The sequence below is a fragment of the Haloferula sargassicola genome (genome assembly GCF_040362925.1).
GTDB lineage: Bacteria > Verrucomicrobiota > Verrucomicrobiia > Verrucomicrobiales > Akkermansiaceae > Haloferula > Haloferula sargassicola.
This window is the reverse complement of record NZ_BAABRI010000008.1, coordinates 160,833-173,862: the sequence shown is the minus strand read 5'-3', so window position 1 is coordinate 173,862 and position 13,030 is coordinate 160,833. Positions and strand designations below refer to the sequence as shown.

Annotated in this window: 17 protein-coding genes; 10 read left to right on the top strand and 7 right to left on the bottom strand. The window is 63.5% G+C overall.

All coding sequences use genetic code 11. The features are described 5' to 3' along the window. Positions 1 to 6: 6 nt before the first annotated feature. Positions 7 to 717, top strand: coding sequence for a site-2 protease family protein (locus ABXH26_RS08835; protein ID WP_353566689.1), 711 nt, complete (start codon positions 7 to 9; stop codon positions 715 to 717). A gap of 3 nt (positions 718 to 720) precedes the next feature. On the opposite strand, the gene ABXH26_RS08830 is transcribed toward ABXH26_RS08835, so the two are convergent. After that, positions 721 to 1,458, bottom strand: coding sequence for a sulfite exporter TauE/SafE family protein (locus ABXH26_RS08830; protein ID WP_353566688.1), 738 nt, complete (start codon positions 1,456 to 1,458; stop codon positions 721 to 723). Positions 1,459 to 1,565: 107 nt separating this feature from the next. On the opposite strand from ABXH26_RS08830, the gene ABXH26_RS08825 reads away from it, so the two are divergent. The 8 genes from ABXH26_RS08825 (at position 1,566) to ABXH26_RS08790 (ending at position 6,161) form a co-directional block, all read left to right on the top strand. After that, a complete protein-coding gene (locus tag ABXH26_RS08825; RefSeq protein WP_353566687.1) occupies positions 1,566 to 1,802 on the top strand; it encodes an antitoxin in 237 nt (78 codons plus the stop codon). Further along, positions 1,799 to 2,224, top strand: a complete 426-nt coding sequence (locus ABXH26_RS08820; RefSeq protein ID WP_353566686.1) for a PIN domain-containing protein — start codon at positions 1,799 to 1,801, stop codon at positions 2,222 to 2,224. Before ABXH26_RS08825 ends, ABXH26_RS08820 begins: the two co-directional genes overlap by 4 nt. A gap of 78 nt (positions 2,225 to 2,302) precedes the next feature. Next, positions 2,303 to 3,586 (top strand): argininosuccinate synthase, encoded by a 1,284-nt coding sequence (locus ABXH26_RS08815; RefSeq protein ID WP_353566685.1) that lies wholly within the window; start codon positions 2,303 to 2,305, stop codon positions 3,584 to 3,586. 123 nt (positions 3,587 to 3,709) lie between these two features. Next, a complete protein-coding gene (locus ABXH26_RS08810) occupies positions 3,710 to 3,889 on the top strand; it encodes a hypothetical protein (protein ID WP_353566684.1) in 180 nt (59 codons plus the stop codon). Beyond that, the gene (locus tag ABXH26_RS08805) at positions 3,831 to 4,286 is read left to right on the top strand and encodes a nucleotidyltransferase (RefSeq protein WP_353566683.1); all 456 of its coding nucleotides are present in this window, start codon (positions 3,831 to 3,833) and stop codon (positions 4,284 to 4,286) included. The genes ABXH26_RS08810 and ABXH26_RS08805 overlap by 59 nt, the downstream gene beginning before the upstream one ends. Before the next feature lie 192 nt (positions 4,287 to 4,478). Continuing rightward, positions 4,479 to 4,979, top strand: coding sequence for a hypothetical protein (locus ABXH26_RS08800; protein WP_353566682.1), 501 nt, complete (start codon positions 4,479 to 4,481; stop codon positions 4,977 to 4,979). 98 nt (positions 4,980 to 5,077) lie between these two features. Beyond that, positions 5,078 to 5,293, top strand: coding sequence for an SEC-C metal-binding domain-containing protein (locus ABXH26_RS08795; protein WP_353566723.1), 216 nt, complete (start codon positions 5,078 to 5,080; stop codon positions 5,291 to 5,293). A 334-nt stretch (positions 5,294 to 5,627) separates the two neighbouring features. After that, positions 5,628 to 6,161: a hypothetical protein gene (locus tag ABXH26_RS08790; RefSeq protein ID WP_353566681.1), complete on the top strand. Its 534-nt coding sequence runs from the start codon at positions 5,628 to 5,630 to the stop codon at positions 6,159 to 6,161. Between the two features lie 62 nt (positions 6,162 to 6,223). Here ABXH26_RS08790 and ABXH26_RS08785 read toward each other — a convergent pair whose 3' ends face one another. Then, positions 6,224 to 8,590, bottom strand: a complete 2,367-nt coding sequence (locus ABXH26_RS08785) for an MMPL family transporter (protein WP_353566680.1) — start codon at positions 8,588 to 8,590, stop codon at positions 6,224 to 6,226. Positions 8,591 to 8,706: 116 nt separating this feature from the next. On the opposite strand from ABXH26_RS08785, the gene ABXH26_RS08780 reads away from it, so the two are divergent. Continuing rightward, entirely contained in the window at positions 8,707 to 9,336 is a 630-nt protein-coding gene (locus ABXH26_RS08780; RefSeq protein ID WP_353566679.1) for a LolA family protein, read from the top strand. Positions 9,337 to 9,725: 389 nt separating this feature from the next. On the opposite strand, the gene ABXH26_RS08775 is transcribed toward ABXH26_RS08780, so the two are convergent. From ABXH26_RS08775 to ABXH26_RS08755, 5 genes are all read right to left on the bottom strand, one after another. Then, the gene (locus ABXH26_RS08775) at positions 9,726 to 10,265 is read right to left on the bottom strand and encodes a hypothetical protein (RefSeq protein WP_353566678.1); all 540 of its coding nucleotides are present in this window, start codon (positions 10,263 to 10,265) and stop codon (positions 9,726 to 9,728) included. Positions 10,266 to 10,308: 43 nt separating this feature from the next. Next, on the bottom strand, positions 10,309 to 10,596 hold the full coding sequence (locus ABXH26_RS08770) for a hypothetical protein (protein ID WP_353566677.1): 288 nt from the start codon (positions 10,594 to 10,596) through the stop codon (positions 10,309 to 10,311). 44 nt (positions 10,597 to 10,640) lie between these two features. Continuing rightward, on the bottom strand, positions 10,641 to 10,883 hold the full coding sequence (locus ABXH26_RS08765) for a hypothetical protein (protein WP_353566676.1): 243 nt from the start codon (positions 10,881 to 10,883) through the stop codon (positions 10,641 to 10,643). Between the two features lie 14 nt (positions 10,884 to 10,897). After that, complete coding sequence (locus ABXH26_RS08760) at positions 10,898 to 11,266, bottom strand: glutaredoxin family protein (RefSeq protein ID WP_353566675.1); 369 nt, start codon at positions 11,264 to 11,266, stop codon at positions 10,898 to 10,900. A gap of 258 nt (positions 11,267 to 11,524) precedes the next feature. Beyond that, positions 11,525 to 13,015, bottom strand: coding sequence for a TrkH family potassium uptake protein (locus ABXH26_RS08755; protein WP_353566674.1), 1,491 nt, complete (start codon positions 13,013 to 13,015; stop codon positions 11,525 to 11,527). Positions 13,016 to 13,030: the final 15 nt, after the last annotated feature.

The window sequence follows — 13,030 nt, the reverse complement described above, 5'->3', positions numbered from 1 at the left end:
GAAATCATGCTTCGATTTTCCCTCTTCGGCATCCCCGTCACGATCCAGCCCTGGTTCTGGGTCACCATCGCCCTGCTGGGCGGCGCCCTGCACAGCGCCACCCCTGATGCCCTGCTTGAGACCCTGATCTTCATGGTGGTGGCGGCGATTTCGATCCTGGTCCACGAATTCGGCCACGCGCTGACCGGGCGGCGGCTCGGTGGCGGGTATCCCGAGGTGGTGCTGTGGGCCTTCGGGGGGCTCGCCTACAATCACGGCGGACGTTTCACCCGCTGGCAGAGGTTTTGGATGATCCTCATGGGACCGGGCGCCGGCTTCCTTTTCCTCGGCCTTGTGGCGATCGCGCTCATCCTGGTGTTCGGCTTCCAGGGCGGCTGCAACATCCTCACCGTCGGGGCCATCGGGAAGGTGGTGTTTCCCGTTTCCGAAGAGGTCCTCGCCTTTCTCCAGCCCCATCATCGTCCCTGGTGGGTGGTCAGCTCGGTGATCTGGATCAACCTGTGGTGGGGGTTGATCAACCTGTTGCCGGTGCTTCCGCTCGATGGTGGCCGAATCGCCGAGTTGTGGATGCGCACTCCCCGCCAAGCCTACTTGCTTTCCGCCACCTGCGCCGGCGGAGTGGCGTTGCTGTTTCTCGGCAGGGGCGACCTGTATGCGACCCTCCTCTTCGGCTTCCTCGCCTTCCAGAGCTTCAAGCACTTTCAGGAGCTGCGGTGATCCTCAGACGAACATTCGGATCGCCGCCACGGCGGCAAAGGCCAGGATCATCCACTCGAAGACGCGCTGCGGCACGCGGTGGAGCAGGGATTTCCCGATGAAAACGCCGGCCACGATCGCCGGGGCGAGCATCAGGCCGGTGGTGACTGTCTGCGAGTTGATCGTGCCGAGGCTGCGGTTGAGCGGGATCTTGATGAAGTTCACCAGCGGGAAAAACCGGGCGCCGATGCCGATCAGCTCCATCTTCGGGATCCGGCGGGAAAGCAGGTAGAGCTGAAAGATCGGACCGGCGGCGTTGGCTAACATGGTGGTGGTGCCCGCCGCCACGCCAGCCCCGGTGCCAAACGCCCGGTGGCCGGCGATTTTTTCCAGCAGTCCGGGTTTCGCAAATCTGAGCCCCTGCAGGGCCAGCATCAGCAGGATCAACCCGCCGATGAGGCGCCGGGCGGTGGTTTCCTCCAGATGCCCCAGCAGCCACCAGCCCGCCGCGAGGCCCACGAAGGTGGCGGGCAGCAGCTTCCAGACATCGGCCCAGTTGCCATGCTTGCGGTAGGCGGGAAAAACGCAGAGGTCGGCGATCAGCAGCAGTGGCAGGCCGAAGCCGGCCTGGGCCTTGGCCCCGAACATCTGGGTGAAGATCGCCACGGCGATCATCGAGGTGCCACTGAAGCCGGACTTCGCGACCCCGATACAAAAGGCCGCGACCGCCGCCAGCAGCCAGTTTTCCCATCCGGAAATCACGGGCCGGTGTTACGTCCGTTGAATCCTCTCCCGCAAGCCCGCCGGGCCGCGCAATCCATCGATCCGATGAGACTTGAAGTTTTTATACGCGTATATACATTCACCTCATGAGCCAAAAGACGATGGTTTTCAAAAGCGGCAATTCCCTTGCCGTGCGGCTGCCAAAGGACTTCCGGCTGCCGGTCGGCGAGGTGGAGATCGAGCGTCTGGGTTCGGATATCATCCTCCGCTGCCCGCGTGCCGGATGGCCGGAGGATTTCCGCGAGCGCTTCACGCCTGACACCGACCTCAGGGATTGGGAAACCCCGGCACGGGAAACGGAATCGGACGATCTCACCTGGTGAAGCTGCTCGACACCTCCACGGTGATTTCCGTTCTGCGCGGACATCGGATGAGCCTCGACCGGCTTCTTGCTCACCAAGTGTCCGAGCTCCGGATCTGCCAACACATTCATTACGAGCTCCTTGTCGGGCTCGAAAAATCGGCGCTCGCCGACGCTCCGGAACTCTTCGCGAAGAAGCAGCGCCGGCTCGACGATTTGCTCGCCTATCTCGACGTCATTCCTTTCACCGCCGAGGCTGCCCACGAAGCCGCCCGTGTCCGTGCCCTGCTCGAAAGCAAGGGAATGAAGATCGGCCCCATCGATACTCTCATCGCCGGAACCGCACGCTGCCATGGATTCACTTTGGTAAGCGAAAACCTCTCCGAGTTCTCAAGAGTGGATGGGCTGGTCGTGGAGAATTGGTCGATGCCACCTGACATTTGAAAATCTTGTCGGACATCCGGCTGCCCGGTGAATTTTGCAGTTTGAAAGCCGCCCGTTCCGGCCTACCCCTCGCGCGACATGAAGATCGTCGTCGCATACTCGGGAGGGCTCGACACCTCCGTCCTCCTCCTCTGGCTCAAGGAAAAATACAACGCCGAAATCATCGCCTACTGCTCCGACTGCGGCCAGGGCGACGAGCTCGACGGCCTCGAGGAAAAAGCCCTCAAAACGGGCGCCTCGAAGTGCTACATCGACGACCAGAAGGAGGAATTCGCGCGCGACTTCATTTTCCCGATGTTCCAGGCCAACGCGCTCTACGAAGGCCGCTATTTCCTCGGCACCTCGATCGCCCGTCCGTGCATCACCAAGGGCATGATCGACGTCGCCCTCAAGGAAGGCGCTGATGCGATCGCCCACGGTGCCACCGGCAAGGGCAACGACCAGGTCCGCTTCGAGCTCTCCGCCGCCGCGCTCGCCCCGGACATCAAGGTCATCGCCCCGTGGCGCGACGCCGAGTTCCGCAAGCAGTTCCCCGGCCGGGCCGAAATGATCGCCTACGCCGAGGCCAACAACATTCCGGTCAAGGCTTCGATGAAGAAGCCCTACTCGATGGACCGCAACCTTCTGCACATCTCCTTCGAGGCCGGTGCCCTTGAGGACGTCTGGCACGACGCCACCGGCGAGGCCGACAAGGACATGTACGTGCTCTCCGTTTCCCCGGAGGATGCCCCGGACGCCCCGCAGTATCTCCAATGCCTCTTTGAAAAGGGCAACATCATCGGCCTGCAGACCGAGGGCCTCACCGAACTCATCGCCGGGCTGGGTGACTTCGAAACGCAGGGCGAAAAGGACGGCTACACGCTGCTCAGCCCCTACGGCGTCATGCGCGTGCTCAATGCCCTCGGCGGAAAACACGGCATCGGCCGCATCGACGTCGTCGAGAACCGCTTCGTCGGCATGAAGTCCCGCGGCATTTATGAGACTCCCGGCGGTGCCATCCTCATGGCCGCCCACCGCGACCTCGAAACGCTGGTGATGGACCGCGAACTCCAGCTTACCCGCGACACGCTCGTCCCGAAGTACGCCCAGCTCGTTTACAACGGCTTCTGGTTCGCGCCCGAGCGCGAGGCGATCCAGGCGCTCGTCACCGAAAGCCAAAAAACCGTAAGCGGCGAGGTCCGCGTGAAACTCTACAAGGGGAACGTCATGCAGGCCGGACGCCGCAGCCCGCACAGCATGTATTCCGAAGCCGTCGCCACCATGGAAGGCGGCCAAGAGGAGGCCTACAATCAGGACGACGCCACCGGCTTCATCGCCCTCAACGCCCTGCGCCTCAAGGCCAACGCCCGCCAGAGCAAATAACGAGAGCGAGTTTTAACTCGCTTCCCCGATCCCCTCCCAAACCCCGCGCGCCCAACCGGCCGCGGGGTTTTTCCCATCGATTGAGATCTCGATTCCCCTGTTTCGCCCGGCTATGCTCGCGTCATGGAAAAAGTCGTCGTCATCCATCGCTCCCACTGGGAGGCCGAAGAGGCGGACAATGCCTACTACCGATCCCTCACTCCCGAGCAGCGCCTCGACATTCTCCTCGAACTGACCCGTCCGGATGAAGCTCAGCCCCGACTTGAAAGAGTTTATCGAATTGTTGAACTCTCACAAAGTTGAGTTCCTCATCGTCGGTGCGCATGCCCTCGCCTTCCACGGCCTCCCCCGCTACACCCGGGACGTCGATTTCTTCATCGCATCGACTCCTGAAAATGCCGCGGCACTGGCAAATGTGATCGACGCTTTTGGATTCGCTTCGACCAGACTGAAAGCGGCCGACTTCCTCGTTCCCGATTCGGTCATCCAGTTGGGAGTCGAGCCCCATCGGATCGATCTCCTCACTGGCCTCAGCGGCATCGATTGGTCCGAGGCGTGGGAAACCAAGCAATCCGGAACGATTGGCGGTCTGCCGGTCTTCTTTTTGTCTCGCGAGAACTATATCAAGAACAAGCTCGCCTCCGGCCGCCCGCAAGACCTCGCTGACGTCGCGCGCCTCCGCGCCATGGATTCGCATTGATCCACCTCCTTTAGCGATCCCGTTCGCCCCTCGACGTCGAACCGGCATTTCATTAAGAACCGCATCGAGCTTCCGAACCTCCTGTCCAAGACAGTCGCCATCCTGGTCCGGCTCAAATCCATCGACTCCTTCCAGCAGCACGTCCTTTCCCAGCTCGCCGACGATCCCGTCCAACTCTCCCGCTGGCGCGAAATGCTCGCCCGTCAGGATTCCCCGGACGCCGAGGTCCCGCGAATCATGATCGGCTACTGGCACTCGGTCATCCGCGAATTCCTCCTTCCCGCCATCGTCTCCGGGGAACAGAGCTGGATCGGAGGAAAGACCGAGCCCTATCACCTGCCCGACCCCGCCGAAACCATTGCGGCCTACACCGACGACAACCGCGCCATCCAGGCCTGGGCGATGGGCCGAGCTGAATCTCCTCCCGATTACGAGCCTGATTCCTTCTCCCAGCTCAGCGAGGAAGGACGGGAAACCATGAGCATGCTGGTCATCGGTGCCTCGGCCTGGTTCCGCGGCATGGAGCGGACCAACACCCTCACCGCCCTCAATGACGCTCTTCTCGCCATCTCGCTCGGCGAGGAGCCCCCGCCGGATCCGGTGACCGGCCAGCCGTTCCTTTGGGACTCCGCGACCCGAACGCTGTCCGCACCGGAAGGCGTGAGCGAGATCGATCCGGTGACCCTCCCCTGACAGCAGCTCGATCGCCCGCGGGGTTTTCCTTTTCAAAACGCGGCCCTCCCTTTATCTCCCCGCCGAACTCAACAAGGAGGCAGTCATGAAGCAATCGCATCAAGAAGACCTGCCCTTTCTACGAGCGCTCCAGTAAGCGCCGGAAGGGCTTCCCATCCGAAACACGGGTCAAGCGCGGCCGCCGGGTCCTCGGCGGCGGCAAGGAACTCAGTGAAAAACTCGGCCGCAACGACCTCTGTCCGTGCGGCTCCGGTCACCGCTTTCAAGGCCTGTTGCCTGGCTGCGGGGCGGTTCGATGGGAGCCTCCGCGATGACTACTTTTAGGGACGATCCTGTCTGATTCTCCGCCCCGTGCGCCGCCCGGCCACGGGGCTTTTGTTTTCCAAAATCGACCTAGCAGAATTTCCGCAGGATCAGCCGCGACGGACGCCTCGTCGCGGCCTGAATGCTCGCAAGCCAGATGGCGCGGACGATTCCGCTGATCCCCTTTGGCCTAACTAGAATTTTGGCGCTCCTGACTACCAGGTTTTACATCATAAGAACTTTCTTTTCTTCCCCGGAAAAGACGCGTTCAATGGCGCGAATCCCTTGGGAAACGTTGGCTCTGCCGGCGTTTCCGACCCCCGTTCACCCCCAAATCCCCCCATCATGAAAAAGCTTATCCTGGCGGCAGCCACGGTTGCCGCTTTGGCCGCTCCTCAGGCCTTCGCCGGCGATTGCCAACCGGTGATCGAACGCATCGCGTCGGTGGCCTCCCGCGCCAAAGTCGATCCGATCGAATTGCTCAAGCTGGTCGATGCCGAGGTGACCGCCCAACCGGGGTGCTGCTGTGAAATCGTCAAGGCCGCCATCCTCGGCACCGAGTGTGATGACTCGATCGTCGGTTACGTGGTCGAGACCGCCATTCAGGCCGCGCCCGACCAGATGCGGCTGATCGCCCAGTGCGCCATCGCCACCGCCCCGGGATCGCTCGATCACGTGCAGGAAGTGCTCGCCCGCCTCGATCCCGGCGCAGGTGAGGCCTACAGCGCCAAGGATGCGAAGGACGCCAAAGTCGAGGTCAAGCCGGCCGCCAAGCTGCCGGATCCGCTCGATGTGCCGATCATCATCATCCCGCCGATCCCGCCGGTGATCGTGCCGCCGCCGTCGACCTATCCGGACTACCGCTACGATTGCCCGTGAGCGGCGTCTGAAAAACACGAATTTTTCCCAAAGCCGGCCCGTCCCCGACGAGGCCGGCTTTTTCATGACCTGCCACCGCGCAGGCCGGGCAAAAGAAACACCGACACGCTCATCGAGATCAGGATCCCCAGCAGGGCGACCTTGCCGAGACTCGCCAGCGCATCGATCGACGCGAAAGCCAGCGAGCCGAAGCCGATCGCGGTCGAGGCACCACAGAACAGGACGGCTTTTCCCGTGCCGTTCCAGACGTGCCGCAGGTGGCCGCCGGTGCGTTTCAGGGAAAGCAGGATGTGAATGCCGTAGTCGAGGCCCGTGCCGAGCAGCAGGGGCGTCGCCGCGATGTTGAGGAAATTCCACTGCAGTCCCGCCAGCCGCATCGCCGCCAGCAGCACCAGGCCGCTCACCGCCATGGTGGCCACCGCCGCCAGCACGTCGCGCAGGTTGCGGAAAACCATGGCCAGCATCAGCAGCATCAGGCCGGCCATCGGGAGGAAGACCTCGACCACGTCCTTCTGCACGAGCGGCAGGACCGCCGGCTTGAGCAAGGCCCACCCGGCCAGCATCACGCCCTCGCCGCCCGCGGCACGCAGGCGCTCCAGGTCCGCCACTTGGAGTTTTTCAGGCTCGGCCAGCTCCACCGTGCCCAGCACCCGACCTCCGCCGGTGTCGCGCCGCGCCACCGTGCCGCGCAGGATTTCATCCACCGCGCCGCCCGACGGCATCCGGTCGGCGGGCCACTTGGTGACCTCGGGAAAGGCCTCCAGCACCATCTTCCCCAGCCCCAGGCCCTCTTCGGAAAAGCCCACCTCGTCGGCCACCGCCAGCAGCCGCTCCCGGTCGGCGCCGAGCTTGGCCAGCGGCGCCCGGTTGGCCTCGATCCGGTCCGGTGACGGCCACCATCCGGTCGGCACGTCGACCCGCTTCACCTGCTCCGGCCAGGATTCCGCCAGCTGGTCGAAATCCCGTTTCGCCTCGATCAGGCGCGACCGCACCTCGGCATCGGTGCCGCCCTCGACCACCAGCTTCAGCGCCGGCGAGCCCCATTCGGGGAAGGCCTTCTGGATGCCCTCGAAGGTGCTCATCGCCGCGCTGTCCCGCGGACGCAGCAGCGAGCGTTCGAACTCCACCCCGGGTGCCCCGCGCAGCAGCAGCACCAGTCCGGCGGCGGCCAGAACGGCCGTCAGGCCGATCATCGCGCCGCGGCGCGGGGGAATCCACGAGCGCTTGCCCTCGACGGTCGGCCGACCCGCTCCGGCGCGGGCCGCCCATGGCACGAACAGCATTTCCATCAGCAGCGCTCCGGCGATCACCCCGCAGGCCACCACCGTGCCCAGCTGCGAGATGCCCGGCATGCCGCTCAGGTTCAGGGCGAAAAACACCGCCGCCGTGGTCGCCGCCGCCCACAGGATCGACTTCGACGTGGCCCCGCGGATCGCCCGCGCGTCGTGATCGCACAATTTCGCCTCCTGGCAGATCAGCACCCCGTAGTCGACCACCAGCCCGAGCAGGATCGCCGCGAAGCCCGCGGCCATGATACTAAGGTCACCGTAGATCCAGCCGGCCATGCCCGCCGTGACCAGAAACACCAGCGCCAGCACCACGCTCATCCCCGCCAGCAGCGTCGGCCGGCGCTGCATGATCAGGAACAGCACGCCGATCAGGATCGAGGTCAGCGTGGCCGTCCCGCTCATGTCGCCCTCCATCGCCCCACCGATCTCGGCCTCGAAGGCCGGATCGCCGGTGTAGCCGACCTTCACCTTGTTCTCCTCCGCCCACGGCTGGATGACTTCATCGAGCTGCTTCAGCCAGGCACCCGCTTCCTTGTAGCCCGGCACCGGATGCGGGGCGTCGATGAATACCAGCTGCGAGCGCCCGTCCTCGCTCAGGAAGCCCTCCCCGCCATGCTCGGAGGCCTCGAAAAAAGCCCGCATCGCCGGGTGGTCGAGAAACCCGAATGGATCGTGCGCGGAAAGCATCAGCTCGCTTCCGTCCAGCGCCGTCGCCACGTCTTCCAGCGAGTCCTCCAGAGTCGACCGGGCGTTCGCCTCCGACAACGAATCGGCCAGACTCGCCACGTCCTGCGGGTCCCCGTTCATCCATAGCCACGCGAACAGCTCACCCAACCCCGCCGGGTCGTCCTGCCAGCGCGGCCGCCACCGCACGCCGCTGGCATGGCCGGATGCCATCACGCGGTCCGCCAGCTCCTGCGCCCGTGCCTGGAGGTCGCCGGAGTTTCCCTCATCCTGCAGCAGCACCACCAGCTCCTCGTCGCGGGAGAACACTTCCTGGAAGGCCTTCAACCCCTTCGCCTCCGGCATGTCCGCTGGCAGCACCGACAGCACGTCCGTATCGATCCGGATCCGCAGGATCCCCGAGGCCGCCACGCCGATCGCCACCACCAGCAGAATCCACTTCCATGCGCCGCGCATGCGCGCATCCCGCCCGCTGCCCGGGCTCATTCCAAGCCCCAATTTCCCCTCCAGGGGCCACGCTCTGCTGATTTTCGGGTTTGAAATCCCGCCCGTCCCCCTTTCCCGTGCTTGCCATGCGCGCGCTGCTTTTCCTGATCTTCGCCACCTTGGTGCACGCCGAGGTCGATACCGCCCCTCTCGCCCGCTGGCTCGAGGCGCAGAAATCGGTCCGATCCCTCGATGCCGACTTCATCCAGGAACGCACCCTGCCCGCCCTGAAAAAGCCCGTCTCCACCCCCGGACGCCTGACCCTCGTCATGCCCGGAAAGCTCCGCTGGGACCTCGGCCAGCCGGCCAAAACCATCGCTGTTTCCGACGGGGAAACCATGACCCTCGTCGATGTGCAGAAAAAACGCGCCCGCCAGCTCGACGCCGACTCCTCGAAGGCCCGCTCGTTTTCCCTGCTTGGCGACGACGCACTCCACGGCGGTCTCGACGGCTTCACCAAGGCCTTCGAACTCGTCGAGTCCCGCATGACCGATGGCATCTACCAGCTCACCACCCGCCCGAAGGACCGCCGCATGCGCGACAAGGTCGGCTACGTCTTTTTTGACATCGACCCCGCCACCAACCGACTCCGCGCGCTGGAAGTCCGGCTCGATGACAAGTCCCGCATCCGCACCGTCTTCAAGAACACCCGCCTCAATGCCGACGTCCCGGCCGATCGTTTCAAAGTCGACCTCTCCGGCTACAAGGTGCTCTGAGGCTCTCTGGGGAGAACGGGCAATCCTGCGCGCAACACGCCCGTCCGTCCTCTTCCTGTCAGGCCTACCCGGCCTGCCCATGGGGCTGCTTCCACATCCCTGGGTGGCGCCGCTCGTAGGGACTCTCCCCTGCGGCCCTCCGCGCGAGGCGCTCGGCCTTCAGGCGTTGGATCTTCTGCACCGTGCACCCCACGACCATTCCGATCGCAGCCAAACCCGTCATCTTGCCCACCATTTTCATAGCTTTCGAAAAACGATTTCCGGGAAATGCTAAGCGCCAGCCATGCTTTGGCAAGACGGCAGGAGCAAAATATGCGGGGCCGATTCAACGAGACGAGTTTCGAGAACCCGCCATTTTGGCGTGCCCCGAACACTCCGAACCGATCCGACTAAGCACGCTGCGCCTTCACCAAGCGGAGTCCTCCGAAGACCGCGGCCAGGAGGGCGGCCATGGACAGCCACGGGATCCACTTCCGCCTACCCGGCGGTCTCTCCTCCTCCGCCTTGATTTCCGACGAGCCGCTCGCTTCAGCCTCACGCTTGGCCGCCTCGAGCCTATCCCTCGCGCTTCTCCTTTCGGGAACATCCTCCGACTCGGGAATCACCAAGCCCTCGCAACCGGGCCAATTCTTTTTCAACCATCTGGCGAGGACGATCTTGCGGACCTTGTGACTCAGCTCCGGATTCGGTTCCTTGAACGAGGACCCCGCTTCCTTGAGCTGGCGAACGATGATTTCGTAAGTAAGAAGAGAGACATCATACCAATAGGGGCTATTATAATCTCCCCCGGCACGACCCACCGGATCATCACGCATGAGCATATGGGACATTTCCTGAATGTAGTTTTCATACTTATCGTCGGAAACCCACGTCATGAGATTCTCACGCAGCAGATGAAAACGACGCGCATCCTCCTCATTGGCCAGCATACGCCTGAACTCTGTGTCACCCCCAATAAGACCAGGATAAACCCTAAACAATCTGTTTAATTTCAGGCGTATTGAATGGGCTATCTCCCTTTCTCGCGAAGACATAAGCCGCAATCATCCGCGTCAACTTATCATCAGGAATATTCGCAAGATTATCGGGAGCCTTCTGGCCATCAGGAATGTATTTTGCCGTATTAGGATAAAATCCCAATGGCTTGATGATTGTCAGCAGCTCATCAGCAAGTCGTTGCTCCTCAACACTGGACGCGGCCTCACAGAGATGGGGCGCACAAAAAACGAAGCACAATAAAAAGACGAAATAAGCGCGCAAGCCACCTAGAATTCGCCCTCGCCTATTCCCTGGCGAGGTCGTCCTCAAACCCCACCCGGCCCGGAGATCCGTTCGCGGATCCTGAGGCTGCCGACTTCGAGGTCGTCGATGACGAGTTTCCTGACCCGGCCGCTGCCCACGGCCAGGCGGCCGATGACCAGAGCCCCGAGCGCCACGGCTCCGACGGAGATGACTCCCACCGCGACGGCACCCACGGCGGCGCGGGATAAGGCGAACCGGGAAACGGCGATCCCCTCGTGACGACGGCGGCAGAAGTCCTGATCCATGCCTCGGATGGAGATTATTCGACGAAGCGGATCTTGGCGCCGGGCAGTTCCCCGCGGGCCATGGCCTCGTGCTGCTCATCGGTGCAGGCGGAGTTCGTCGGAGCATCGGCCTCGGCATCGCTGGCCTGGAGGTAGCCGTTCTCGATCATCCACGCCTCCAGCTCTTCGCCGGAAATGTCGGGAAGCATCTTGCCGTCGACCTCGACGCACGGAGAGAGCGGCTGACCGCTTTTCTGCTCCATTTCCCAGCGGAAAGCCGGGTTCTTGATGATGTCCTTTTCCTCGTACGGAAGATCGTATTTCCGCATGATGGCCCGGACGCCTTCGCTCCAGCCGCAGAAAGTCTTCAGGTAGGCGGTGATCTTGGGTGCTGCTTCGCTCATGGTGGCGAAGATAACGGCCGATCGCCCGCCGGCAAGTCCGGGGTGGTGGAGACGGTCTGGAGGAGAGGGCCGTCGGGGATCTTTGGATCAGGATGGATGGGATGAGGGGGATGAATCGGATGGGGCTTGGGATTTCTGAATTCCCGGTGCCATCCCGTGCCTCTTTGCCATCGGGTTCACCCTGAGAACCAACCCTCGGCCGACTTTTAAGCGCTGGGTTGGAGTGGATGGGCTTTTCCGGATGTAAAATCCCACCTCCTAAAAGCGGCGCCAGGCGGCGGGGACGAAGAGGACGAGAATGGCGAAGAGCTCGAGCCGGCCGAGGATCATGAGGCCGGCCAGAAACAGGTGGGTGGCATCGCGCATGTCGCCGAAGTGCTCGGTGGGACCGAGGTCGCCGAAGCCGGGGCCGATGTTCGACATGGTGGCGAGCACCGCGCCGAGGCAGGTCTCGAGGTTGATTCCTTGGCCGGCTTCGAGCATGCCCACCACCACCGCGGAGCCGGCCACGATGAACAGATACAGGGCGACGAAGGAGGTGGTGCGCGCGCGGGCGGCGTCGTCGACCGGGTTGCCGTTCACGACCAGGCGGAAGATCTGGTTCGGTCGGAAGGCGCGGATGATTTCGTGGGCCGAGGATTTCAGGAAAACGATGAGCCGCCCGACTTTCAGGCCGCCGGCGGTGGAGCCGGAACAGCCACCGATGAGCATCAGGATCGCCAGCAGGGCCTTGCACCAGGCGGGCCACAGTTCGTAGTCGGCCGTGCCGAAACCGGTGGTCGAGGCGATCGAGACCACGATGAACCACGAATCCCGCAGCGCCGGCCAGAAGTCGGTGGAATAACGGGCATCGATCCGCAGGCCGATGGCGATGGCCAGCGCGATGCCGGCACAGAGGCCGATGAACCACCGGGCGTCATCCTCCTCGCGCAGGCGCCGCCACTTCTTGTGCAGGACCACGACGTAGATGATGAAGTTCAGGCTGCAGAGGAGCATGAAAATGCTCAGCCAGAACTCGATCAGCCAGCCGTTCCCCCACTTCGAGTAGTGCGCGACGCTGTCGGCATGCGGGCTGAAGCCGCCGGTCGAGACCGCGGTGAAGGCGTGCGACAGCGCGTTATACCAGGTGAGCCCCATGAACCTGAGGCCGAGGATGCAGGTGAGGGTGATGCCGAAGTAGATTTTCAGCAGCACGATCGAGGTGTCCTGGATGCGCGCGGTGGTGGCCTCGCCGCTTTGAAAGGAGGACTCGTTCCGGAACAGCGACTTGGCCCCGAGCCCGAGGTAGGAGAGCACGGCGACGAACAGCACCAGGATGCCGATGCCACCCAGCCATTGGGTGACCGAGCGCCAGAGTAGCAGACCGCGGGGCCAGCTTTCGATGTCGTGCATCGCGGTCGACCCCGTGGTGGTGAAGCCCGAGGCCGACTCGAAGACCGCCGCGCAGAAGCGCATGTGTGGCGGGCACAGGACGAACGGAAGCGCCCCGAAGACCGCCGACAGGATCCAGGAAACGCCGACGATCACCACGCCCTCGCGCCGCGGGATGCGGTCGATTTTTCCCAGCCCCGCGACCATCAGGATGACGGCCGCGAGCGCCGTGACGCCGGCCGAGGTGAGCAGCGCGACCATCGCCTGGTGGTCGCCCTCCACCCAATCGAGCTTCGCAAAAGCCCCGCAAGCCAGCATGGCGACCGCGAGCAAGAGCAGCAGGTAGCCGAGGACCTTGGCGAGGATGCGGAAATTCATGCGAGCGTGGGGGGC